Here is a 22,462-nt window from a genome sequence, read left to right as displayed (position 1 = left end):
CCGTAGACCACCACCACGTTGGCGACGCCGCAGGCGAAGACGTAGCCGACGAGCTCCACGCGGGAGCCCATGAGGACCCAGCCGCTCTCGCCGACCGCGGCGCGCTGCGGGACCAGCGTCCCGTCCACGGTGACGGAGGTGACCCCGGCCACCGGGTACTCGCCCAGGAGGAGGCGCGTGGTGCCGCTCCCGCTGGTGGTCTCGGTGACCGTGGCCTTGAGGATGGTGCGGTTGGTGTCCGCCTTGAACCGCTCCGACGTCGCGGTGATGAGGCGCGCGAGCAGGGCGTCGAACTGCGTGTCGAGCACCTCCACCTTGGGCAGGTACCCTTTGACCTGCGCGAGGGTGGTGAGGTCGCCGGTGGCCATGGCTGGGAGGGGGAGCGGGGCGCGGGCGGGAGGGGATCCGCCCGCGCCCCGGTGCTGCTTACGCCATGTACGGGGCGGGCCCGATCTCGCAGGCGACCGCCTGGAGAGCGCCGGTGCCGCCGGTGTTGGTCACGCTGACCCGGACGTAGCGGAAGCCGCCGTCGAGGTCGAGGGCGTTGACCAGCTGCACCTCGAACTGCACGTGGGTCCCGGCGACCTGCAGCGCGTTGACCACGTTGGTGACCAGGTCCTTCGCGCCGGCGCCGGCGGCGCTGGTGGCCTGCTCGACCTTGAGGTTGGTGAGGGTGGAGCCGCCGAGCGCGCCGTTGAGGAGCGTGCCCTTCAGCCACTCACCGTCCTTGGCGTCCAGCCACCCGGAGGTCTGGGTGCCGGCCGCGGCGATGGACTGCGGGTTGATGCCGCCCTTGATCGGGTAGACCGCCGAGGGCTTGATGTTGGGGATCATGGGTTCGTTCTCCTGTTGGGGGGTGAGGGGCCCCGAGGCGGGCGGCCCCTCAGGTCGGTTACCGGGCCGCCAGGGCGACGAACGGGGAGAGCGTGTTGGCGCTCTTGGCCCGGGCCATGGGCGAGTTCCACCAGGGCCGCCCGCCGATCCGCAGCACGAAGCGGAAGGCGCTGAGCCCCTGGTCGAACCAGAGGTGGATCGAGAAGTCCGTCTTGAGCCCGCCGGACTTCACCACCGCCAGATACGCCGACAGGTCGGCGAAGGTGATGTCGCCCACCGCGCCCAGGGCGTTGGCGGCCTCGGTGTAGATGACCGGCCGGCCCTTCAGGGTGGCGAACGGCGAGGCGCTCATGCCGCCGGGCGGCATGTAGGCGGGGGCCGCCACGGAGGCGCCGGCGCCGGGCACCACCAGGTTGTCGAGCTGCGGCTCGAGGTCCTGGTTGATGATCCAGACGGCGTTCTTCCGGTTGGCGGCCGGCATGCGCGAGTACATCTTGGAGATGTTCGCGAAGTTGACGGTGCCCGCGGTCTGCCCGCCCTCGGCCGCCTGGGTGACCAGGCAGGGGGAGGCGAGGAAGCCCATCGGCTTGCCGACGCCGTCGCCGTTGATGATGGCGTCGTTCACCTTGTAGTCGATCTTCGCCGGGGCCTTCTGGCGCAGGAACGACTCGAGCGAGGGAGCGTCCTCGAGCAGCTCGTCGGTGACCGGGACCAGGGCGGTGATCTTGTTGGCGCGGACGGTGGTGCTCTTCAGCGCCGGCTTGCCCTGGCCGAAGGTGGTGGCCTCGCCCTCCCAGGTGGCCTGGATGCCGGAGGTGGCCCACGGGCTGTCCTCATCGATCGGCACGGTGATCGAGTTGGAGGTGGTGGGGGTCTGGTCGCAGCGGGAGAGCAGCGAGTCCTCGGCGAGGACCCGGGAGAGGATGGTGGCCTTGAAGTCCGGGGGGACCATGTAGCCGCCGTCAGCGCCCACGCCCTCCTGGCCGTAGGTGGTGGCCGCGGCCGCGTTCACCATGCTCAGCCGGGGGTCGGTCTGCCGGCCGCCGGCCGCCGAGTGGACGGCCTTGGCGAAGTCGCCGAAGGCGCGGAAGCCGCCGGTGCCGCGGGAGCTGGCGACGGCTGCGGGCTCGCCGCCGGTGATGGCCGGGCGGACCGCGTTCTGGACACTGGCGGGGGTCGGGTCGGGGCGGACGATGCGGGCGGCGCTGGCGCCGATGCGGTCGGCCCGGGCCTGCAGGTCCTCCCGGCGGCGGATCTCCAGCTCCGTGGCGTCGAAGGCCGCGAAGAGGTCGGCGATCTGCTTGGTCTCGGCCTCGGTCAGGTCGCGCTTCTCGGCGTCGGCCAGGTCCTGGAGGCCCTGGGCCGAGGCCTGCAGCTCCTGCAGCTTGCTGCGGAGCTCCTCGATGGTGTTGGCGGCCGCGCCGAAGATGAGCAGCGCGCCCGCGATGAGGCTGCGGAACGGGTTCACTTTGACTCCTTGCCCGCGTGGGGCGGTGGGGTGGTGTTGCTGGGCGCGCTCCGGCTGGCCGGTTCGCTACGAGCCGGGCCGGCCCGATCTCGCATGCTGCTGACCCGCTCGGTCATCGAGCGGATGAGGTTCTTGGAGGCGGCGGCCCGCTCCCGGAGGGGCGCGGGCGCGTTCTGGAAGCGGGCGACCAGCGGCGCGACGGCGCGGGCGGCGGCGCCCTCCTCGCAGGTGCACGGCTCCTGGCCGCACTCCTCGCAGGGGGCCCCGACGGCGGCCACGGAGTCCACGAAGCCGCGGTCCATGGCCTCCTCGGCGGTGAGCCAGGTCTCCGCCTGCATCAGCTGGCGGAGCTCCTCGGCGTCGCCGCCGGTCTCGGAGACGTAGATGCCGAGCAGCTCGCCGGCGACCTTGTCGAGCAGGTCGGCGGCGCGCCGCATGTCGAGGGCGTTGCCCATGGCGATGGACCACGGGTCGTGGATCATCACCATCGCCCCGGACCCGGCCTCGACGGTGTCGGCGGCCAGGATGACCACGGACGCCGCGGAGGCGGCCAGGCCATCGATCACGCACCGCTTCTTCCCCTCGAACCGCTTGATGAGGTTGAAGATGGCGAGGCCGTCGAAGACGTCGCCGCCGGGCGAGTTGACGTAGATGACCAGATCCTTGACCCCGTCGGCCTTGAACTGGTCGAGCGCCTCGGCCACCTGCTTCGGGCCGATGCCGCCCCAGTAGTCGGCGCCGATGGCGTCGTAGATGTAGAGCTCGCCGGTGGCGGCGGCGCCCTTCTTGGCCGCGGCGGGCTCCACCGCGCAGGTGCGGGCGCTGAAGCGGCGCACACCGGCGGGCATGGCGGCCCGGAAGGCCTCGATGGCGGGCCGGCCCTTGATGCTGGCGAAGATCTTCACGCGCCCTCCCCGGCCGGATCGGCCGGCTTCAGCAGCTGGGCGACCAGGCGCTCCGCGGCGGTCCTCGCCGGCACCCCGTTGTCGACCTCGTCGGCTGCCCTGATCACGTCGTCCTCGCCCGCCCCGCCCGCGCTCTCGACCCTGACCAGGAGGGCGATCCCCTCCCGGCACTCATCGAGAAGGCGAGGCCGGAGCCGTTCCCTCTCATCGGCGAGGTTCCCCTCCACCTTGGACGCCCGGTGGCCAGCGCGGACGAGGTCGGCCTCGCGCGCCGCCAGGCGCCGGCCGTACCGCTCCAGGCTGCCGGCGAAGAGGACCACCATGGCCTCGGCCAGCACCGCGCGCGGCGCCGCCGCGGCGGCCGCTGCAGGCTCCTCCTGGTCGTCGTCCTCGTCCGGCTCCTCGGGCTCTACCGGAGCGCCGGGATCATCTGGCTGGGCGGGCTCTTCCGGCGGTTCCACGCCCTCTGCCGGAGCGCCGCCGGCGGGCGGCGGCGGGGCGTTCAGGTCCACGATGGAGGTGAACTCGTCCCCGCCTTCCACCGGCGGCAGGCCGAGCCGGGCGCGGACCTCGTTCTTGGTCGGGATGCCGGCGGCCAGGTGGTACTGGTAGACCTCGGGCAGGCCCTTCAGCTTGGCGTTCGCCTCCGCGGCCTTCAGCGCGTCGAGGCTCTGCATGTTGCTCTCGACGATGCGGATGTCGCCCTCGGGCCCGATCCCGTTCATCCCCTCCATCTCCAGGATGTCGTTGGCCGAGAGGGCGCCGATGCGGCGGCCGATCTGGTAGGCCTCCCACCGGCTGCGGGCGTCGCCCTGGGTGAGCCACGCCATGTCGATCTTCGACTGGCGCCACGGCGCGCGGGCCGGGAAGAGCTTGAAGTCGGCCTCCTGCTGGAAGCGCAGCGCCCACGGGGTGAGCGAGTCCCGGACGAACTCGATTCCCAGGTGCTCGATGTTGTTGAAGGTGGACCGCTCCAGGTGCTGCACCTTGTGCGGGGGGACGCCGAACCAGCGGCAGATCTCCTCGACCTGGAACTTCCGGCTCTCCACCAGCTGGGCCTTCTCGGGCTCGTTGCCGATGGGCGTGAACTTCATGCCGCCCTCGAGGATGAGCGGCTTGTGGGCCTTCCCCACGCCCTGGCGCTTCTCCTCCCAGTCGTCCTTGAGGCGGTCGTAGGCCTCCTGGGTCAGGGTCTTCGGGTACTCGAGGACGGCGCCGACGGTGGCGTTGTTGCCGTAGTAGGCCGACCCGTACCGCTCGGCCGCCAGGCCCAGGCCGATGGACCGGGCCGCCCAGCTCACGATGCCCTCGCCGAGGAAGCCCGTGAGGCTGGGCCCGCGCACGTGGAAGATGCGCGAGGGCGGGAGCTGCTTGCGCCCGCCGTCCATCTCCATGACCTCGTAGTAGATCTCGTCGGTCTCGGGGTGGCGCCGCATGGTCACCCGGTCCGGCAGGAGCGGCCAGAGCTCGGCGATGCGGCCGGACGTCGCGCGGACGATCTCGGCGTAGCCGTTGCCCCAGGTGAGGGCGCCGTAGCCGAGCGCCTCCCGGAAGGCGATCGCCGTCATCTCCGGGTTGGGCCGGACGTTGAGCAGGTAGCCGAGCGGGTCGTCGGGCAGCAGGGTGAGCCGCCGCCCGTCCCGGGTGAGGATGTTCCAGGGGCAGGACGCGATCGCCTTGTTGATGGCGTCCACGCAGGCCCACACCACCGAGAGCTGCAGGGCGGTGTCGGGGGTGATGTAGAGCCCCTCGATGAAGTCCGGCATCGGGAGGTAGCGAACCAGCCGGGAGGGGTCGGCGAGCGAGACCTCGCCGGCGGCGCTCGGGCGCCCGAAGAGCGAGGCGATGCGTGAGGTCCAGCCCATGCCCCATCGTCCCGGGCGGCTTGGACCTCTCGCGGTCAGAGCGAGCGGAGCCCTCGGCTTCCCGTGTAGGGGCCCTCGTCGGAGGCCGACATCATGGCGCTCCAGAGCGCCGAGATCGTGGCCACGATGCCGTCGATCTTCTTCTCGTGGCTCTCCTTGCGCGGGTAGATGTTGTCCTTGGCGTCGCGGTGGCAGACGACGTTGGAGGCCATCCAGGCCAGGAGCGGGTTGCCGTCGTGGTGCAGCCGGCCGCTCAGGACGAGCCCCTCCATGTCCTTCATCGGCCCGCTGAAGTTCTGGACGCTGGGCCGGCACTCGACCATCGGGAGCCCGGCCGCCAGGAGCTCCTGGGTGAGGTAGAGGGCCTGCCAGGGGTCGTAGGCCACCTCGCGCACGTTGAGGCGATCGCGGTCCTCGAGCAGGGACTCCTTGATGACCCCGAAGTCGAGCTCCGGGCCCGGGGTGGTCTTGATCCACCCATCGATCTCCCACCCCTGGTACTGCGAGTTGCGCCCGTCCACCACCGCGCCCTCGGGCAGGAAGGCGTCGAGGAAGAGGTAGTAGTGGCGCTCCGTGGCGCCCGACCGGGCCAGCACCTGGTCCCGGTGCGGGAGGTCCCGGACGAAGAGCTTGGCCTTGGCCGAGATGTCGGTGGTGCTGGCGAGGTCGAGGCCGATGAAGCACGGGGCGCTGCCGAAGTGCTCGATCTTCAGGTCGGGGTCGCCGCACTTCGCCCAGTCGCTCGGCTTGATCCACGCCACGTCGGCGTTGCACCAGATGTTGAGGTGCTTGGTCTTGAAGTTGTTCTGGGCGCTGGCCATCTGCATGGCCTTGCGGGCCAGCTGGCCGACCACGTCCGGCTGGACGCTCACGCCCCAGTTCGGGTTCGCCTTCCGCCAGGTGGCCTCCGACGTCCAGTCGTCGTCGTCGTCCGCCTCGTAGATGACCGCGAAGAGGGACTCGTCCTCGAGGACGCCGTCGAGCAGCTTCCTGGCGTAGGAGCAGATCTCGAAGCCGATGCCGGAGGTGTTGGATCCGGCAGTGCTGATGACCCACATCAGGGAGCGGGACCGCTTGGCGGTCGCGGTCTCCAGCACGTCGTGCAGGTCGCGCGTCGGGTGAGCGTGGATCTCGTCCTCGATCACGCAGTGGATGTTGAGGCCGTCGTAGTTGTCGGCCTCGCGGGAGAGCGGGACGAACCTCGAGCCGGTGCGCGGCTGGTGGATGATGGAGCGGCTAGCGGTCGCCTTCTCGGGGATCTCCAGGCCGAGCCGCTCCTTGAGCTCCGGCCGGCGGCGGAGCATGGCGTCGGCGTCGCCCCAGACGATCTTGGCCTGGTCGCGGGTGGTGGCCGCGGCGTAGACCTCGGCGCCGCCCTCCCCATCCGCCGACAGGCAGTAGAGCGCCACGCCGCTGCTCTGGAAGCTCTTGCCGTTGCCGCGGGGCACGAAGATCACCACGCGCCGGAAGCGGCGGGCGCCGGTGTCCTTGCGCACCCAGCCGAACGCGGTGGTGAAGACGAAGGCCTGCCACCCCTCCAGCCGCAGCAGGTGGCCGGCCAGGTCGCCCTTCACGTGGGGCAGTTGTTCCATGAACCGGCAGACGCGGCCGGCCTTGGCCTCGTCGAAGCGGTAGGGCCAGGCGGGGTCGTCCTGCCGCGCCAGGTCGGCGAGCTGGCGGCGGCACGCGGCTATGACGCGCTGGCCGGCCGGGATGGCGCCCGAGACCACGTCGTGGCAGTAGGCCAGCGCCTTCGCCACGTGCGGGTCGGCCGGCCCGGCGGGCGGCGGGGGCGGGGGCGCCGTCTCCGCCGGCGGCGCGCGCCGGGCGCCGCGCCGGCGCGCCGGGCGCCGCGCCGGCGCGCCGCGGGTGGGCTTCTTGCCGGACCGCGCCTTCGCGGGCGCCGGCCTACGTGCCATGGGGCCCGCCGCCGCGTGGCCCGGCGCCGAACTCGTCGAGCGGGTCGCTGCTCCGGTCCTGGTCGAGCTGCGCGACCCGGCTCCGGTCCGCCGGCGTCAGGCCGAACCGGGTGCACCAGCCTGCGAAGTTGCGGTCGAACTGGGCGATGATCGCGATCTCGGGCCGCGGACGCAGGACGACGCCAAACTGCGTCGCGCACTCATAGACCGGCGACGTGTTGCCGTCGGATCGCAGCGAATCCTCGGCATCCCGACGCATCACGTAGGCGCAGACCAGCGACTCGAAGGCCATCACGTCGGCCGCCGTCGCGACCCGCAGCGGATCCACCAGCTTGGCCAGCCGCTTCCACGCGATCTTCTGGCTCTTGGTGAGGTACTCGGGCGGCGGCGGCAGCGGCACCGAGGCCGAGCGCGGCTCGTTCGCGCTGCCCGACCTGGAGTCGTACGTCCCGTTGCGCCGCTTGAGCTCAGTGGGCTTGCGCGGCCGCCCGGCGCCGACCAAGGTCAGTGCACCCACAGTGCACCAGACCCACGGTCCGACCCGTCAGGGGTGGACCTCATCGTCGGGGGGTTGAGGGTCCGAATTTCCCGGGCGTGAATTAATGAGGCAAAGCACGTTTGCTCAGCCCCCCCCCAGCTTTTTGACCCACCCCCGGGTGCGATGTTGGCGTGCCAACCCAGCGACCCAGGACCCGATGACGCACTCATACTCGCGGGGACTGACATCGGCACCATCATCGCCGTGCCCTACCGAAGCCGCCGTCCTCGAGCGCCGTCTTCTTGCTGTGGCACGAGGCGCAGAGCGCCTGAAGATTGGTCGCGTCGAGCCGCCTGTGGGGGGCCTCCCTCGCGCTGACCACGTGGTCCACGTGCTTGGCCTCCAGCCCGCAGCAGGCGCAGTAGGGGTGGCCAGCCAGGAAGCGGGCGCGCAGCCTTCGCCAGTCCGCCCCGTAGGTCGAGGCGTTGGTCGTCCCCCTCCGCTCGTAGACCTCCGTCGCCCGCTTGGCCGCGTGGGGCTCGCACCTGGTGGTCCCGCGCGGCAGCAGTTCGCGACAGCCCGGAGCGATGCAGCGATGTGGTGCGCCTTGAGCCATGTCTACCTGGCCGACAGCCTCCCTCCCTGCTTGGACGGCCGACGCATCAGCAGGGGCAGGGGCAGCTGCCTGGGGCAGTCCTCTGGCTCCTGCTGGCGCGGGCGGCGGGGCGTGGGCGGCTTCCACCCTCGCGTCCTCAGCCACACCTCGCAGGCCCTGAGGAACCGCCGCTCGGTCTCGATGTACTCCTGGTCGTCCTCGGCCTCCAGGTGCTCTGACCCTGTGGCCACCACCCGCTCCTTGGGCGTCAGCACCACGGCGATGGGCGTGAGCGCCCGCCCGCGTTGCTTCTGCTTCCAGTGGGCCTCGCAGTAGGAACCGCCTCTCGGAGGCGTCTCCCTGTCGCAGCCCGGCGCCTGGCACCATCCCATCGGTTCCTCCCCGCCCCTTCCCTCGGGCCCGCCCTACCCCGTCGCCTGCTCCGCCTCGAGCTGCGCCACCCTGGCCCGCAGCCGGGCCAGCTCCACCTCGAGGTCGGCCCGCTCCATGGCCGCCTGGTGGAGGTAGACGAAGAGGTCGAGCAGCTCCTGCACCGCATCCACGCCCGCGTCCCGCCCGTTCCAGGTCTCCAGGACCGTCCCGTACTTCCTCAGGCCGAAGGCGCTCCGCTCGCGCAGCTGGGCCACCAGGTCGTCCAGGACCACGGCCCGGCCGCGCGCCGGCGCAGGCTCTGGCGTGGCGGCGCGGACCACGGCCTCCACGAACGACTCGGAGGGCACCTTCTCGGCATCGCCCGCGGTCACGCCCCGAGCTCCTGGATGGCGCTCTCGATGCGGCTGGCCAGGGAGCGGGCGGCCTCCTGCCGGCGCACCAGCTCCTTCCGGCCCTCGCTGAGGAGCTGGAGCAGCTGCTCGACGTCCAGCCCGGCCACCAGCACGCTGGGGGCCGAAGGCAGCGACCTGACGATCTCGGCCGCGCCAGGCGACACCTGGGCCCTCGGTGCCGGCGCGCGGGCCGGCTTGGCCCGGGCAGGGCCCTTGCGCGCCCTGCTGCAAGGGGAGCAGACCCCGGTCTTGTTGTCCGACCTGAGGGGCGTGTAGCACCCTGGCGCGGCGCAGGAGCGGCGGGGCGGGGAGGTGGAGGGCTTCGGCATCGGGGACGGCTCCTTGGCGTGCTGGGTGGGGTCGGTGGAGGCGGTGGGTGCCTCTGGCGGAGGGGCTGGAGGCGGCGTGCTGGGTGGGGTCGGTGGAGGCGGTGGGTGCTCCATCCGGAAGCACCTCGACGACCCGCAGATGCCCGAGCGGTTGCCCTCCAGGAGCTCCCGGCCGCAGTGGCGGCAGGTGGGCTCGTCGAGGTCCTCGGGCTCCTCCTCAACCGGCGGCGCCACCACCTTCAGGGCCGGGCGAGGCGGCGGGGCGACCTCGGCCACCAGGTGGGCAGGCGCCTGGAGGGCCGGCACGCCCTTCCGAAGGCAAGCCAGGCAGACCCCGGGGTGCTGCTCGGCGGCCGGCTCGTAGACCTCCCGGCCGCAGCCGTGGCACCGCATGGCCACCTTCACGAACCAGTCGAGGTAGGCCCGGCGGAGCTGGTCCTGGGGCGCGCAGACCTCGTCCGCCCGGGCGAAGCGCCCCCCGGTGGACGGCTCGTCGGCCAGGCTCAAGCGAGCCTCCTCGGCGGCGGGCCCAGGATCTCGAAGAGGTCCGTGACGGCCCAGGCGCACCCCACCAGGGCGCCATGAGCGTGGGCGTCGGTCAGGAAGGCCAGCTGGGTGGGGTCGGGCGCGCCCGCGGCGCGGTCCAGGATCATCCGGCCGGTCTTGCCCGACGCCTTGAGCCAAGCCGGCGCCTTCGCCTCCACCAGTACCGCCTGGCCGCCTGGGAGGATGGCCTGGATGTCGGGCAGGCCGGCCATGCCCGCCCCGGTGGTCCCGTGGAGGAGCTGCTCGGGCCGCGCGACGCCGCGCCGGCGCAGCGCGCCCACGGCCCGCCCGCGGAGCGTCTTCGCCCCCACGTCCACCGGCCAGGCCTTCGCGCCCCAGCCCCGCCGGAGGGCGTCGAGGAGCCACGCCACCACCTGGGCCTCGTGGATGCGGGAGCACAGGTAGGCCGTGGCGTACCGATCCGGGTCGAAGCGCCAGAGGAAGGGGTACTCGGTGACGCGGGACTTCAGCCTGGGAACCGGGCTCACGGGGCCGGCTCCTCGTCCTCGGGGCCGTCCTGCCAGGGCGCGGGAGGAGGGGCCTCCTCGACCGGGAGCGGCAGCGTGGCGCGCGGCGGCGGGCGGGGCGCCCGGGCGGCCGCGGCGTTGTCGCGCAGGCGCTGGGTCACCTCGCGGAGCTTCTTCAGGGCTTCCTCCTCGGTCATCGGTGGCTCCCTCGGCGCGGCGCGGCCGCCGGCAGCGGCATCGCCCAGCAGCTCGCCGGGTCGAAGCCTGGGTGGGCCCGCAGGACGTGCTCCTCGAAGGCCCGCTCCCGGTAGAGCCCAACGACCTGGTCGTCACTGGCCGCCTCGCAGAGGGGACACGGGCGGGCGCGATTCGGGGCGGTCACGGCCGGCTCTCCGCCAACACCTTCGCCAGCCTGCACTCGGGATCGTGCCCGAGGCCTGGGATGCCCTTGATGCCGGAGCACTCCGGGCACTCGCCGCCGATGAACTCCAGCGGGCGCAGCACCTCCATGGCCTCGGTGAGCCGCCCCTCCAGGCGCTGGATGGCCCAGAGCAGCCCCTCCTCGATGCCGTCGTACTCCCAGGCCCGCCTCTCGATGTTGGCGGCGTAGGCGTCTCGGTCTGCGGCCCGGCCCCCGATCTCCTCCCCGAGCCGTCGGTGCAGCTCGGCCACGTCGGCATCGAGGCCGGCGAGCTGGGCGGCCAGGGCTCCATGCGACCGCTCGCAGTCGAAGCGTCGGGCGCGCTCCTCGTCCCGCTCGTGCTTGAGGGCGTCGCGATCGGCTCGCACCTGCTCCATCTCCGCGGCCACGGACTGCGCCTGCTCCTTGCTGAGGCGCACCCCGAACCCGATCGCGATCAGCCTCTGCAGCTCCGCCAAGGTCATGGCCCACCCGGCCCAGTCGTCGCGGCGTGGTCGATCAGCCGCAGCACCATCCGGGCGCGGGAGAACTCGTCGTTGAGCGAGCACACCCCGTCCAGGGGGGGCCATGACCTCCCGGGCCTTCACCAGCGCCCGCAGCGCCGACCGCAGCGCGTCGGCCTCGTCCTCAAAAGCGTCCCGGTCGGCAAGCGCCGCGTCGATGAAGGCGCCGATGTCTTTCTCCTCGCGCTTCAGCTTCTCCACCTCGGCTCGCAGGCCCTGGTTGGCTGACTTGGCCCCCTTCGCCACAGCCCGGAGCAGCGGCGCGGACACCTCGGGCTTGGCCGGGTCGAAGAGGTTGACCACCTCCTGCGCGGCATCCTTCCAGACCGCCACCTCGGCCTCCGCTGCCTCGCATCGGGCGCGGAGGGCGTCGGCCTCCTGGTGAGCCAGCACGTGGGTGCAGAAGCCCTCGTCGCTGATCAGCCGGCCGCAGTAACTGCACTCGGACTCGCTCACTTGCCCTCCTCCGCGGACGAGGTCGCTCGCCCCTCGCATGTGGTGCAGTACCCGCGGCCATCCCACCGCCAAAAAGGCCCTTCACCGTGGCAGGAAGGGCAGTCGTCAAACCCTCGCTTGGCGGGGAGTGTGGCGGCCTGGAACGGGTGGGGCGTCACGATGTGTTCGAGGTCGTGGACGTGGTGGCTCTGGGCCCCCCCGCAGCGGGCACAGGACGGGCTCGCTGCGGTGTCTGCCTTCGCCAGCCCGGCCTTGATGGCCTTGAGCTCACGGTGCGCGGCGTCGCGCTGCCGAACCAGCTCGGCCCCCAGGAGCTCGTCCACCCCCGCGCCCTCCTTCAGCAGCGTGAACTCGCGGCTCGCCTCGTCCGCCCGGGCCTCCGCAGCTTTAGCGCGGGCCATCAGCTCGCCCACCGCCCGCCCAGCCCCAAGCAGAGCCAGGGTCGCCAGCCTGTCCAGCTCCCGCAGCTTCTCCACCTCAGCCGCCAACTGCGAGTAGGTCGGCGCACCGGGCCTCTCGATGGCCTCGATCTCCCGGGCGTGCCGGGCGTGCATCTCTGCGAGGGTCTCAGCCACGGTCGGCCTCCTGGAACACCTTGCAGGCGCAGACCGTCCACGCGCACGGGCCGGGGACTCCTGCGATGGCGTGGTCGGCCTTGGGGTGGCCGCACCTCGAGCACCTTTCCCCGGCCAGGCCGGCCGGCTGGGTCGACTCGGTCTCGCGCAGCGCGTCGTGGACGGCCTGGACGGCGGCCTTCGTCGCCGCTTGGAGGTCCCGGCATGTCCGGCACCCCGGGCGGCTGCCCTTGTCCTCGATGCAGTTGCCCACCACCCGGCTCGCGGCTCGCCCAGCGAGGTCCGCAAGCGCCAGCGCCGCCTTCCGGAGCTCGACGCTCATGGCTTCACCGGCGTGACGACGGGGACGCAGCCGCAGGTCACGCGGACGGGCTGGCACTCGCCGGCCGCAGTCGGCTCCGGCAGCGGCCGAGGCACCACGCGACCCGCCGTCCACCCGATGATGACCGCCATGGCGACGGCGCACCCCCACGCCAGCCGCTCCTCGCCGCCCAGGTAGCGCCCGCCCTGGCTCACCAGCGCCTCCCGGTGAGGTCCAGCATCACGTCCTTGCTCGGGCGGACCTCGATCTTGTCCCAGGGCTTCGCCAGCCCCAGCAGCCACCAGGTCACTAGCCCGATGCCCGCCAGCGGCAACACCATCGACAGGGTCTCCGGCATCACGCCTCGCCTCCTGCCGCCTTCACCCGGCGGCTCCACTTCTCGAACAGGAACGCCTCGGCGGCGTCGAGCTGGCGCGCCTCCTCGGTCGTCCAGAGCCCCTGGGCGCGCACCTCGTCAGCCAGGCGCCGCTTCTCGGCCTCGTAGGCCTCCCGCTGCGCCGGGTTCATGGCGCCGATCAGGGGAGCCCACCGCTGCTCGACCTCGAGGTCCCGCTGGCCGCGCACCTGGTCGATGTCCACCCCGGCGACCTCCACGGGCAGCGGGTCGCCGCCGCGCTGCGCCTCCTCGAGCAGGGGCACGAAGAAGGCGAGGGTCTTCGGGGGCTGGAGCCCCTGCCGGCGGCGCCGCTCCAGCGCCCCCCAGCACAGCGCCTCCGCCCGGTCGACGCCCAGTGTCTCGACCAGTTCCTCCAGCGCCGACCGCACCTGCACCTTGCGGTCGTGGGCAGCCACCAGGAACTTCCACTCGGCGCGCAGCTCCAGCCGGGCGCGCATCTCGGCGGCGGCGGGCCCGAGCTCCACCAGGTCGAACACGGGCGCCAGGCGCGGCGGGCTGTCGTCGAAGGCGGCAACGGCCACGAGAGGAGCGCCGACCTGGGCCGCCGTAGCAGTCCCTGCGATGGCCCTGCCCGGGTGGGCTTCCGATGGCTCATCGGGCGCGGCCGGCAGCGCCCCCGTGGAGACAACGGGCCCCGGGGAGACCTCCACCGCGGGAGGGGGGGGTGCGGCTTCAGCCTCCCCAGGGCCCAGCTTGCTGATGGCACCGGCCGCGTCCCGCGCGCATGCGCGAGCAGCAGCAGCTGTTTCTTGTTTCTGTACTTCTCTACTGTCCCCGCGCTGGGTCTCCGAGGGACAGGCGCCGGTCCCTCTGGCGTCCCGCTCCGGTCCCGCGCGGGACGGTGGAGGGACCGGAGCGGCTGGCGGGCGGTTTCCGCGCGGCTTCTTGGCGTCCCGGTCGTGCTTCCTGACGTGGGCGCCGTTGCGCTCCTCCCAGCCATGGACGAGGTAGCAGTCGCCGTCCTGCTCGATGAACCCGCAGCCAGCCGCGGCCTCAATGAACCGGCCCACCTTCCCGGTCCAGCCGGCGGCGTGCTCCACCACGTCAGCTTCGACCCGGCCGTCGAGCGCCAGGCGGGCGCAGTAGGCCCAGAGCTTCAGGACGTGCGCCCACGCCAGCGGCTGGCCCAGCTTCACCCCGAGCCGGACGCTCTTGGGGTGGTCGGGGAAGTCGGCGTAGACCGCGAACCAGGGAAGCCCAGCCATCACCCACCCCCAATGAGACGCGGCCCTGAATCGCTTGACGACTGGTCCGGGCGGCTGGCACCTTCGGCGCTCCACCCAAGCAGGAGATCCACATGCACCAGAGCATCGGCTTCGGCACCGGCAGCCACGCCGTCACCCTCAGCGTCACCGACGGCAGGAAGGCGGCCCTTAGGCTGGAGCACGATGAGAACTCCTGGGAGGAGACCGCCCCCATCGACGCATCGGCGATGGCTGACGGCCTCAGGTCCATGCTCAAGGTCCTGGAGCCCGGGGAGGAGGCCCCGCTGCCCAAGTCGGTGCTGCGCGCCGTCCAGGCTGTGGCGCTGCTCTGGAACACCAACGCCTGCGGCACCTACCGGATGGCCGACGGCGGCGGTCAGATCGACTTCAAGGCGCTCAACAACGCCCTGATGGAGCTCTCCGGCGCCTGCGTCGAGGCGGGGCTGGTCGCGGACGTCGAGTTCGAGGGGTAGGCGATCCATCAGGCCGCCTCCCCTGTCGGCGCCGGCACCTGGTCACCCCACGTCGTCCACCCGGCGCGCCGGCGGCGCGCGAAGAGCTCCAGCCGCGGCCCTGGGCTCACCCGCTCCGCCATGTCCTGCAGCAGCTCCGGCTTCACCGAGTGCTCCCCGGTCTCCGCCTCGAAGTAGGTCCGCTCCCGCCGGCTCAGCGCCGGGCAGCGGCCGCGCACCCCGAAGAGCACCAGCTCGTGGGCACCGCGGAAGTAGTGCCCCGCCCCGAAGGCCGGGCGGCCGTGCCTCGTCCGCTTGCCCCAGACCACCGTCGTCTTGAGGCTGAACCCCCACGCCTTCATCACCACCAGGCCGTCCTCGAGCAGGGCGGAGGGGACCCACAGGTATAGGTGCGCCGAGGGGGCCACCACGCTCGCCACCGGCAGCCGCGCCACCCAGCTGGTGGGCATCGTCCGGTAGAGGCGCTTCACGGCGCCGCCGCGGCGCACCTCGGCGTCTGGCGCTACCCGGCTCCCGCTGTCTCGGAACGCCCATGGCGGGTCGGCACAGACCGTCCCCCACCCACCCCGCGCTGTCGGCAGCACCCCGCCGGCCAGGTCCAGCAGCTCCTGGGCCATCAGGCCGCCTTCTCCGAGGTCAGCTCTCGGACCTCGAAGATGCCCGCCAGGTCCGGCTCCTGCGCCATGATCAGGCGCGCGTAGCGGCTCCGGTGGTTGTTGTTCAGCTTGAAGTTGGCATCGGTCGTCTCGAAGAAGAGCCGCCAGCGCAGCACCTCCCAGAGCATGCCGATGCCGATCTCCGCGGCCCCCTTCTCCTTGGCCGCCCGCGCCAGCTCCACCAGCGCGGCGTAGACGTGCGGGTTCTCAGCGTGGAAGGCCTGGAAGGCCGCCTCGCTGGCGCCGGCCGGGCGCGGGCGGCGGGCCGGCTGCTCCCGAAGCCGCTGCAGCGCCTCGTCGAAGATGTTCAGCTGGTTCACCGGCCCGCCCTCCTGACGATCGGCTCGACGCCCAGGTGCGGCAGGGCGGCCGGCGTGCAGCGCGCCAGGACCACGCCGGCCTGGATGCCGGTGGAGGACTGCCCGCCGCCCTCCACGCACCCCCGCACGGCGTGGGCCAGCAGCTCCCCGGTGCTCTCCTTCGGGATGCGCGGGCCGTCGTCGGCCGTCGAGCGTGCCTCGTAGCCCACGGCGCGCGCGGCCCCGAACATGAGCAGCGGCACGGCCAGGACGGCCACCAGCAGCGTCAGGGTGAGGGTCCTCACGCGGCCCCCGGCTTCTTCTTGCCCAGCAAGAGGGCGAGCTGGGCGGGCGCCCTCCGGGGCGCGCGGCGAGTGCGCGGCCGGAAGCCGGCCAGCACCCGGCCGGCCTCGGCGTTGCGCCGCCGGTGGTCCTTCAGCAGGGCCGAGACCAGGCCCGTGAGGGCGTGGACGGTCCGGTTGGCGTCCTGAGCCAGCGCAAGCGCCCTGTCGATCCGGGCGTCGGCGCCGGCCAGGGCCCCCTCCCTGGAGCGGAAGTAGCCGGCCACCAGCTCGCGCTGGACCTGCCACGCGAGGTCGTCGCGGAAGGTCTTCACCAGTAGCAGGTAGCCGGACTCGGCCAGGAGGATGCTCGGTTCCATGCGGCCACCAGGGGAACGAGACTCCCCCGGCAGCTGGAAGTAGTCCGATCCCTCCACCAGCCTGGCGCGGTGGCGCTGCCATGCCTTCTTGGCGGTGCCCTCTGGCCGGCCGTGCGCCTCATCCATCTGGCCCAGGGTGATGACCCGATGGCCCTGGTGCTCCATCGGCGCGGCCTTCAGCTTCTCGATCTGGTTCACGCCTTGACCCTCCCCTGCCCTACCCGGCGCGCCATGCGCAGCCGGAGCTTGGTCATCCCCTCGGCCGCCCTCACCCGGACGTCCCGGTCCACCAGGACGTGCCGCCCCTCCGCGTGCCCCCACACCCACCGAGGCCACGCCAGCCGGGCCAGGCGCTGCAGGAGGCCCGGCGAAGGCGGGACCTGGTGGATCGGGTGGCCGGCCAGCTTCCGGCACAGGGCGCAGCGCCCCTCTCGGTACACCTTCGGCAGGCTCACGCCGGGACCGCCTCGGGGGCCATCCGCGCCAGCTCGTTTCGGGCTGCCACGGCCGCCACCTCCACCAGCCGCCGCTCCGCCACCCTGGTCAGCGCCCGGATCTCCTGGCTCTCCTCCGCCGAGACCCCGCCCTCGCGCTCCGCCTCCAGGACGGCCGCCTGCACCGCCCCCACGGCCGCGCCGGCCTCGGCTGCTTCCACCACCAGGGCGTGCCGGGCGCTCTCGGCCCGCGGCGCCTGCGCCAGGATGAGCCCCGACACCCGCAGCCCCAGCAGCTCGTCCAGGAACACCACCGCCGCCTCCGGGCTCTGCGCCATCAGCGCCGCCAGCAGGTGCCGGACCTCCCAGGCCCGGGGCTGCTTCTGCCCCGTCGCCCACTTCTGGATCCGCCCCCACGGCACGTCCACGCTGGCCGCCGCCTTCGCCGAGAGCTCCCCGCGCTCCATGAAGGCCCGGTGCACCGCTCGCGCGACCTCCCGCTCCTCCATCCTCGTTCCGTCCATCGGCCCCTCCAGGCGTTCAGGTTGGCTGCGTCTGCTCGGCTGCTCTCGGATCAGGCGGCGGGACGGCGCACCTTGCGGGCATGAGGACCCACGGACAGCAGGCTCGCGAGCGTCACCCCAAGCGAGGAGGCGAGGCGCTCGTAGCTGCCGATCCGGCCCTCCCGCTTGCCGTTCTCGATCTCGCTGACGGCGCCCAGCCCGAGGCCGGACCGCGCTGCGACTTCCCGGAGCGTCAGCCCCTGGGCCTCCCGCAGCAGGCGGGCGCGCTGCCCCACCCGCTGGACGATGCTCTCGACTCGGGCCGCGCTGCCGTTCTCCATGAGTACCTTTTAAGGGAACTCACTGGTTCGCGTCAAGGGAACCACTTATGACACCCTTCCGACAACGGAACGGATACGCTTCGGGAGTGAAGGGCAGACCCGGGAAAGCTCCGCTTCTAGGCAGGGATAGGGCGATCGAGATCGCTCGGAGGATCGACCTGCGCCGCCGGGAGCTGCAGATCATCGTCGAGGAGCTGCTGCCTCTCCTGGGCCTCAAGTCGAAGTCGGCCTGGACGAAGCGCACTAACCCCGCCAAGTCCGACTGGGTCGCCTTCCAGGTGGACGAGATCGAGTCCTTGGTCCCCCGGCTGGGCCGCTCGGAACCCGGCTGGCCCTACCTGAACGAGACCGAGGCCCGCATCCTCAGGCGCCAGCTCGAGATGGCCGAGGGAGCCCAAAGTCCGCCCGAGAGCGCCACGCCCCCCATCACGGCCTCGACGGCGACCGCGGAGCCGCCGAGGCGACTGACCCACCGAAGCGGCGCGGCAAGGCGAAGCGGGCGCTGATGGGGCTGGTCCTGTGGCTCGATGACTACCGAGCCAGGATCGAGGCGCGGTTCATGTAGCGCCAGGGCCGGGCCGGCCCGGCAGCGTCAGCCCCAGCCTGGCCAGGTTGCGCCCGATCTCCACCCGCTCCTCCGCCGTGGCGCTGGCTAGCGCCGCCTCGACGGCCGCACGCTCGTCCGTCGCCAGCAGCTCGTCCCGGCGGCGGAGCAGCTCCCGGAGAGCGCCGGGCAGGATCGGGATCGTCGCGCGGGGCATCGGAGGGGCCCGGCCGGGGCTACTTCCAGCCCGCCGTCATCTTGACCAGGAGGACGCCAAGAACCACCAGCCCCATCACCAGCGCCCCGCCGAGTAGGCACCCCAACGGTAGCTGCGGCTGAGGGGCCGTCCGCCTCGCCCGCCCGGGGCGCTTTGTCCGGGCGGGGACCGGCGCAGGATCGGCCCAAGACTCGGAGTCGGCCACGGGCGGCTCCGCGGCGGGCGCGGCCAGCAGCTCCTCGCTGGTCGGGCCGGCCGGCGCCGTCACCAGCGGGACCGGGAGGACGGGCTGCCCCCGCTCGTCCTCCATTCGCACCACCACCACCGGGATCGGGTAGGTCCCGCGGTCCAGGATGCGCTTGCAGAAGGCGAACGGCTCCAGCCCGCCATCGAGTAGCGGGGCCATCTCCGCCGCCATGGCCTTGGGCACGTACCCGATCTTCTGGCCCTCGCTGGTAGTCAGGTGGATCGCGACGGCGTTGGGGTCGTAGGGGTTGCGCGGCTCCCGGCGGAGCACCACCGGATCGTGCTCCGCCAGGTGGTCCGCGATCACCTCGCCCCGGCCCTCGAAGCTCACGCCCGCCACCATGAAGTCCCACACGCCGTTCGCCCTGGCCTCCTCGGCGGCACGCGCCCGCGCCGCCAGGCGCCGCGCGGTCTCGGCCCGCTCCTGCTCAGGGCGGAGCGCCTCCCACCGGGCCGACTTGGCGTCGCCGCGCTCGGCTGGGGGGAGCACCCGGATCACCGCGTCGTGCAGCTCCTGGCGCTCGGCGTCGGTGATCACCCCGTCGGCCATGATGCGTTCGACCACCTCCCGCAGGTAGCCCGCGGCGGGCAGGTCCTCCGCCGGGTTCGCCTCCAGCCAGCGGAAGAGGTCCATCGTCTCCTCTTCGGAGAGCACCCCGTCACGGGCCGTTCCTCGCACCAGGTCGAGCAGTTGAGCCGCGGCCGCCTGGGCGCGCACCTGCCGCTGCGTGATGGAGATCTGCCGGCCGCCGGCCGGGGGCTGCGGGTTCGCCATGGGGCACCTCGACGCGGGTCACCGATGGGACCCTCTGTCCGGCCACAGAAAGTACGTGCGCATCCGCTGACCGTCAATCCGCCCGTCTTGTCGGGAGGTTCCGCGACCGAGCGCGGCCCGGAAGGATTTGAGATAGGCATGCGCAAAACAGGTTCCCTTGACGAGAACCCACTGGTACCCTTATAAGGAACTCACGGTGCGCAGGACGGCGCGCCGAGGGGGATGCCGAGATGCCGACGCCGACCATCATCCGCTGCAAGGCCTGCGGGACCACCGCCGCCTTCGTCGCCCAGGACGCCTACAGCAGCGGCCGCGACGGTGAGGCGGCGGCCCGGGCGCTGGCGGCCCGCGGCGGCACCCCCACCTTCCGCGGCCTGGCCTGCATCGGCGCCCTCCTCTGCTGCGGCCGGTCGCCCAAGGTGGTCGAGGTCAAGGGCACCTTCCGCCCCGCCCACAAGTGCGACGCCCGCTGCCTCTCGTCCGTCGGCGGGAAGTGCGAGTGCGCCTGCGGCGGGAAGAACCACGGCATGGGCTACGCCGCGGCGGAGGCCTGATCATGGCCAAGACCAAGCACACTCCAGGGCCGTGGTGCGCGCAGCTGAACGCGCCGACGGCCGCCGTCCCGGGGCACCTCGTCGAGGCGGCCGACGGCCGGCACCCAGTGGCCCTGCTCTGGGAGGGGGCCGGGACCAAGGGCAAGCCGCGGCAGATCGCGAACGCCCACCTCATCGCCGCCGCGCCGGAGCTGCTCGAGGCGTTACGGGCGGCGGTCCTGAACTGCCCGCACGACGAGGATTGCGACTACATCGCCGGTGAGGTCGCCGTGGCCGACGACTGTGACTGCTGGAAGGCGAACGCCCGCGCCGCCATCGCCAAGGCCGAGGGGCGGCCGTGACCGCCCACACCCCCGGCCCCTGGGTCGTGAACAAGGACCGGCGCGGCGCCGGGAAGCTGTACGTGCGGGAGGCCAGGCTCTCCGAGGTGGCCGGCGCCACCGCCGGGCGGGCCGTCGCCCAGCTCACGGCGGTGGTCGGCTCGGACGAGCAGCTGGCCAACGCCACCCTCGTCGCCGCCGCGCCCCTCCTCGGCGCCCTCGCGCGCCAGCTCGTCACCACCCTGGACGAGCACCTCTCCGACGGGGACCTCCGCCTCCTCCGCCCCGAGGCCGTCGCCCAGCTCGACGTCCTCCGCTCCACCGCCCTCGCCGTCCTCGAGCAGGCCGGCCTCACCCTGCCCCCGGGATGAGCCCGGGGGCCCCGCGCCGGTCGATCGTTGGAGGCCGTCGCGGGCCCTTCCACTGCACCAGGAGCAGCCCATGAACCAGAAGACCAAGACCCAGACCCTCGCCCTCCTCGGCGTGAACCTCAAGGCCGCCCGGCTCCGCGCCGGCTTCACCCAGGCCGCGCTGGCCGAGCGGCTCGGGATCTCCGTCGCCTACCTCAGCCTCATCGAGCGCGGCGGCAGGAACCCGCCCACCACCACCGTGGTCGAGCTGGCCCGTCTTCTCAGCACCCCCGTCGGCGACCTCTTCGCCCGCGCCGCCTGACCAACCCGCACCACCACCAAGGAGCCCCACCAGATGGCCACCAAGAAGACCACCAAGCCCGCCAAGACCTCGAAGCCCGCCGCCCTCCTCCCCGTGCTGGTCACCACCGAGCCCCGCGGCGTCTTCTTCTGGGCCACCCGCTCTCGGTCCGACGGCGAGAGACCATCCCTCAGGAACGCGCGCAACTGCCCCTGAGCCCGAGCCGGGCGAAGGGCTTCCTCGGCCTTGCCGCCACCGGCCCCGACAGCCAGTGCCGCATCGGGCCCCGGGCCGACATCACCCTCCGCGCCACCGCCGTCGCCGAGGTCACGCCGGCCGCCGTCGAGGCCTGGGAGAAGGCCCCGTGGAAGTCCTGAGCGGCGCGCTGCCCGCCTGGGCGCGCGGCTCCGGCTACGGCTACGGCTCCGGCTACGGCGACGGCTCCGGCGACGGCTCCGGCTCCGGCGACGGCGACGGCTCCGGCTACGGCTACGGCTACGGCTCCGGCTACGGCTACGGCTACGGCTCCGGCTCCGGCGACGGCTCCGGCGACGGCTCCGGCTACGGCTCCGGCGACGGCTCCGGCTCCGGCTACGGCTCCGGCTACGGCGACGGCTCCGGCTCCGGCTACGGCTACGGCGACGGCTCCGGCTCCGGCGACGGCTCCGGCTCCGGCTCCGGCTCCGGCTACGGCGACGGCGACGGCGGGGTCTGCCTCACCGTCGAGCTGGGCCGCCCCGAGGGGCAGCCGAGCCCCATCGTCGTCCAGTCGCTCGACCCCAATGCGGAGGAGCTGGGGCTGCTCATGCCCATGGACGCGAGCGGCGCCGGCGAGGGGCCCACCGATCCCAGCCAGGTCTGCCCTGCCTGTGGCCGCCTCCTGGCCAGCGGCGCCGACTGCCCGAAGCACGGGTCGCCGGCGGAGGCCAAGCGGAAGCTCCTCGAGGGGGACGTCAACGTCATCCTCAAGAACGGCGGCTCCGCCCACCTCACCAAGGGCAGCGACGGGATCTCCACCACCGTCACCCTCCGCACCCCGGGCCGGCCCGACATCACCACCACCCCGGAGCAGCTCAAGAAGGCGCTCGACACCGTGAAGGGCCGGAAGGCCTCGAAGAAGGGGGGCAGCCGGTGAGCCGCCAGGAGTTCCTGCAGGCCTCGGTCGTGGAGGCGGGCCGCCAGGTCCTCGCCCGGCTGCTCCTCGAGGAGCGCCGCCGGCCCGCCGCCCTGCGCCGCCTGTCGCCGGAGACGCACGAGGCCCTCCAGACCCTCAGGGACGCCGCGGCCGTCGAGCGCCGCGCGAGGAGCGGCCGGTGATCTCCCAGTTCCCCGGCACCTGCGCCTGCGGCTGCCGCAAGGCCTTCCCCCGAGGCGCCCAGGTCGAGCGCGGCGCCGCCGGCGGCTGGGTGCTGGCCAGCTGCGCCCGGCCGGCGGCCGCTCGGCCTGCGCTGGCCGGCCCCGTCGAGGCCAGCCACGCCGAGGTCCTCAGCGTCCTGGCCCAGGCCAAGGCCGTGGCGGCCCGCGCCGCGGCCACCGCCCCTGCGCCGGCGCCCCGGAGGGCCACCCGGTGATCGCCCCCTCTACCCGCGCCCGCCAGCGAGCCGCCCTGGCCGTGGTCCCCGACGCCGAAGGGCCCTCGATCGTGGTCGAAAAAGGGGAACACCCCCACCCGGCGGGCCTCCGGGTAGCCGACCCCGGCGACCGGGCCGACGCCATGG

31 protein-coding genes are annotated in these 22,462 nt (G+C 73.0%); 7 read left to right on the top strand and 24 right to left on the bottom strand.

Annotated elements, in window-relative coordinates; translation table 11 throughout:
- The 17 genes from IPL32_19255 to IPL32_19175 form a co-directional block, all read right to left on the bottom strand.
- Nucleotides 1–368: hypothetical protein (locus tag IPL32_19255; GenBank protein ID MBK8467957.1), on the bottom strand; the 368-nt coding region annotated here is incomplete at its 3' end.
- 58 nt (nt 369–426) lie between these two features.
- The gene (locus IPL32_19250; protein ID MBK8467956.1) at nt 427–834 is read right to left on the bottom strand and encodes a hypothetical protein; all 408 of its coding nucleotides are present in this window, start codon (nt 832–834) and stop codon (nt 427–429) included.
- A 58-nt stretch (nt 835–892) separates the two neighbouring features.
- Nucleotides 893–2,302: a phage major capsid protein gene (locus IPL32_19245; protein ID MBK8467955.1), complete on the bottom strand. Its 1,410-nt coding sequence runs from the start codon at nt 2,300–2,302 to the stop codon at nt 893–895.
- Nucleotides 2,299–3,207: a Clp protease ClpP gene (locus tag IPL32_19240; GenBank protein ID MBK8467954.1), complete on the bottom strand. Its 909-nt coding sequence runs from the start codon at nt 3,205–3,207 to the stop codon at nt 2,299–2,301. The genes IPL32_19245 and IPL32_19240 overlap by 4 nt, the downstream gene beginning before the upstream one ends.
- Nucleotides 3,204–5,072, bottom strand: a complete 1,869-nt coding sequence (locus tag IPL32_19235; protein ID MBK8467953.1) for a phage portal protein — start codon at nt 5,070–5,072, stop codon at nt 3,204–3,206. Before IPL32_19235 ends, IPL32_19240 begins: the two co-directional genes overlap by 4 nt.
- A 35-nt stretch (nt 5,073–5,107) precedes the next feature.
- Nucleotides 5,108–6,991, bottom strand: coding sequence for a terminase large subunit (locus tag IPL32_19230; GenBank protein ID MBK8467952.1), 1,884 nt, complete (start codon nt 6,989–6,991; stop codon nt 5,108–5,110).
- The gene (locus tag IPL32_19225) at nt 6,981–7,508 is read right to left on the bottom strand and encodes a phage terminase small subunit P27 family (protein ID MBK8467951.1); all 528 of its coding nucleotides are present in this window, start codon (nt 7,506–7,508) and stop codon (nt 6,981–6,983) included. The genes IPL32_19230 and IPL32_19225 overlap by 11 nt, the downstream gene beginning before the upstream one ends.
- 217 nt (nt 7,509–7,725) lie before the next feature.
- Complete coding sequence (locus IPL32_19220; protein MBK8467950.1) at nt 7,726–8,085, bottom strand: HNH endonuclease; 360 nt, start codon at nt 8,083–8,085, stop codon at nt 7,726–7,728.
- 404 nt (nt 8,086–8,489) lie between these two features.
- Entirely contained in the window at nt 8,490–8,828 is a 339-nt protein-coding gene (locus tag IPL32_19215) for a hypothetical protein (protein ID MBK8467949.1), read from the bottom strand.
- On the bottom strand, nt 8,825–9,013 hold the full coding sequence (locus IPL32_19210; protein ID MBK8467948.1) for a hypothetical protein: 189 nt from the start codon (nt 9,011–9,013) through the stop codon (nt 8,825–8,827). Before IPL32_19210 ends, IPL32_19215 begins: the two co-directional genes overlap by 4 nt.
- 668 nt (nt 9,014–9,681) lie before the next feature.
- Nucleotides 9,682–10,212 carry a hypothetical protein gene (locus IPL32_19205; GenBank protein ID MBK8467947.1) on the bottom strand — a complete coding sequence of 177 codons (531 nt, stop codon included), beginning with the start codon at nt 10,210–10,212 and terminating at the stop codon, nt 9,682–9,684.
- The gene (locus tag IPL32_19200; protein ID MBK8467946.1) at nt 10,209–10,388 is read right to left on the bottom strand and encodes a hypothetical protein; all 180 of its coding nucleotides are present in this window, start codon (nt 10,386–10,388) and stop codon (nt 10,209–10,211) included. Before IPL32_19200 ends, IPL32_19205 begins: the two co-directional genes overlap by 4 nt.
- A gap of 181 nt (nt 10,389–10,569) precedes the next feature.
- A complete protein-coding gene (locus tag IPL32_19195; protein ID MBK8467945.1) occupies nt 10,570–11,571 on the bottom strand; it encodes a hypothetical protein in 1,002 nt (333 codons plus the stop codon).
- Nucleotides 11,568–12,146: a hypothetical protein gene (locus tag IPL32_19190; protein ID MBK8467944.1), complete on the bottom strand. Its 579-nt coding sequence runs from the start codon at nt 12,144–12,146 to the stop codon at nt 11,568–11,570. Before IPL32_19190 ends, IPL32_19195 begins: the two co-directional genes overlap by 4 nt.
- Entirely contained in the window at nt 12,139–12,468 is a 330-nt protein-coding gene (locus tag IPL32_19185; protein MBK8467943.1) for a hypothetical protein, read from the bottom strand. The genes IPL32_19190 and IPL32_19185 overlap by 8 nt, the downstream gene beginning before the upstream one ends.
- A 190-nt stretch (nt 12,469–12,658) precedes the next feature.
- The gene (locus IPL32_19180) at nt 12,659–12,805 is read right to left on the bottom strand and encodes a hypothetical protein (protein ID MBK8467942.1); all 147 of its coding nucleotides are present in this window, start codon (nt 12,803–12,805) and stop codon (nt 12,659–12,661) included.
- Nucleotides 12,805–14,070 carry a hypothetical protein gene (locus IPL32_19175; GenBank protein MBK8467941.1) on the bottom strand — a complete coding sequence of 422 codons (1,266 nt, stop codon included), beginning with the start codon at nt 14,068–14,070 and terminating at the stop codon, nt 12,805–12,807. Before IPL32_19175 ends, IPL32_19180 begins: the two co-directional genes overlap by 1 nt.
- Before the next feature lie 92 nt (nt 14,071–14,162).
- Between IPL32_19175 and IPL32_19170 the strand changes: the two genes are divergently transcribed.
- A complete protein-coding gene (locus tag IPL32_19170; GenBank protein ID MBK8467940.1) occupies nt 14,163–14,543 on the top strand; it encodes a hypothetical protein in 381 nt (126 codons plus the stop codon).
- A gap of 8 nt (nt 14,544–14,551) precedes the next feature.
- Here the strand turns inward: IPL32_19170 and IPL32_19165 are convergent, their stop codons facing one another.
- The 7 genes from IPL32_19165 to IPL32_19135 form a co-directional block, all read right to left on the bottom strand.
- Nucleotides 14,552–15,160: an S-adenosylmethionine-binding protein gene (locus IPL32_19165; protein MBK8467939.1), complete on the bottom strand. Its 609-nt coding sequence runs from the start codon at nt 15,158–15,160 to the stop codon at nt 14,552–14,554.
- Complete coding sequence (locus tag IPL32_19160; GenBank protein MBK8467938.1) at nt 15,160–15,489, bottom strand: hypothetical protein; 330 nt, start codon at nt 15,487–15,489, stop codon at nt 15,160–15,162. The genes IPL32_19165 and IPL32_19160 overlap by 1 nt, the downstream gene beginning before the upstream one ends.
- A 26-nt stretch (nt 15,490–15,515) precedes the next feature.
- On the bottom strand, nt 15,516–15,803 hold the full coding sequence (locus IPL32_19155) for a hypothetical protein (GenBank protein ID MBK8467937.1): 288 nt from the start codon (nt 15,801–15,803) through the stop codon (nt 15,516–15,518).
- Entirely contained in the window at nt 15,800–16,357 is a 558-nt protein-coding gene (locus IPL32_19150; GenBank protein ID MBK8467936.1) for an ORF6N domain-containing protein, read from the bottom strand. The genes IPL32_19155 and IPL32_19150 overlap by 4 nt, the downstream gene beginning before the upstream one ends.
- A gap of 253 nt (nt 16,358–16,610) precedes the next feature.
- Complete coding sequence (locus IPL32_19145; protein ID MBK8467935.1) at nt 16,611–17,117, bottom strand: hypothetical protein; 507 nt, start codon at nt 17,115–17,117, stop codon at nt 16,611–16,613.
- A gap of 50 nt (nt 17,118–17,167) precedes the next feature.
- A complete protein-coding gene (locus IPL32_19140) occupies nt 17,168–17,437 on the bottom strand; it encodes a helix-turn-helix transcriptional regulator (protein MBK8467934.1) in 270 nt (89 codons plus the stop codon).
- Nucleotides 17,438–18,217: 780 nt separating this feature from the next.
- The gene (locus IPL32_19135) at nt 18,218–18,787 is read right to left on the bottom strand and encodes an HIRAN domain-containing protein (protein MBK8467933.1); all 570 of its coding nucleotides are present in this window, start codon (nt 18,785–18,787) and stop codon (nt 18,218–18,220) included.
- Nucleotides 18,788–19,449: 662 nt separating this feature from the next.
- Here IPL32_19135 and IPL32_19130 point away from each other — a divergent pair.
- From IPL32_19130 to IPL32_19105, 6 genes are all read left to right on the top strand, one after another.
- Entirely contained in the window at nt 19,450–19,773 is a 324-nt protein-coding gene (locus IPL32_19130) for a hypothetical protein (protein ID MBK8467932.1), read from the top strand.
- 2 nt (nt 19,774–19,775) lie between these two features.
- Nucleotides 19,776–20,114 (top strand): hypothetical protein, encoded by a 339-nt coding sequence (locus IPL32_19125; protein MBK8467931.1) that lies wholly within the window; start codon nt 19,776–19,778, stop codon nt 20,112–20,114.
- On the top strand, nt 20,111–20,464 hold the full coding sequence (locus IPL32_19120; protein MBK8467930.1) for a hypothetical protein: 354 nt from the start codon (nt 20,111–20,113) through the stop codon (nt 20,462–20,464). The genes IPL32_19125 and IPL32_19120 overlap by 4 nt, the downstream gene beginning before the upstream one ends.
- A 70-nt stretch (nt 20,465–20,534) precedes the next feature.
- Nucleotides 20,535–20,765 carry a helix-turn-helix transcriptional regulator gene (locus IPL32_19115; GenBank protein MBK8467929.1) on the top strand — a complete coding sequence of 77 codons (231 nt, stop codon included), beginning with the start codon at nt 20,535–20,537 and terminating at the stop codon, nt 20,763–20,765.
- A gap of 343 nt (nt 20,766–21,108) precedes the next feature.
- Entirely contained in the window at nt 21,109–21,879 is a 771-nt protein-coding gene (locus IPL32_19110) for a hypothetical protein (protein ID MBK8467928.1), read from the top strand.
- On the top strand, nt 21,876–22,061 hold the full coding sequence (locus tag IPL32_19105; GenBank protein MBK8467927.1) for a hypothetical protein: 186 nt from the start codon (nt 21,876–21,878) through the stop codon (nt 22,059–22,061). The genes IPL32_19110 and IPL32_19105 overlap by 4 nt, the downstream gene beginning before the upstream one ends.
- The last annotated feature ends 401 nt before the right edge of the window (nt 22,062–22,462 follow it).

It is taken from the genome of Chloracidobacterium sp. (assembly GCA_016711345.1).
GTDB lineage: Bacteria > Acidobacteriota > Blastocatellia > Pyrinomonadales > Pyrinomonadaceae > OLB17.
This window is presented reverse-complemented; position numbering and strand designations above follow the sequence as displayed.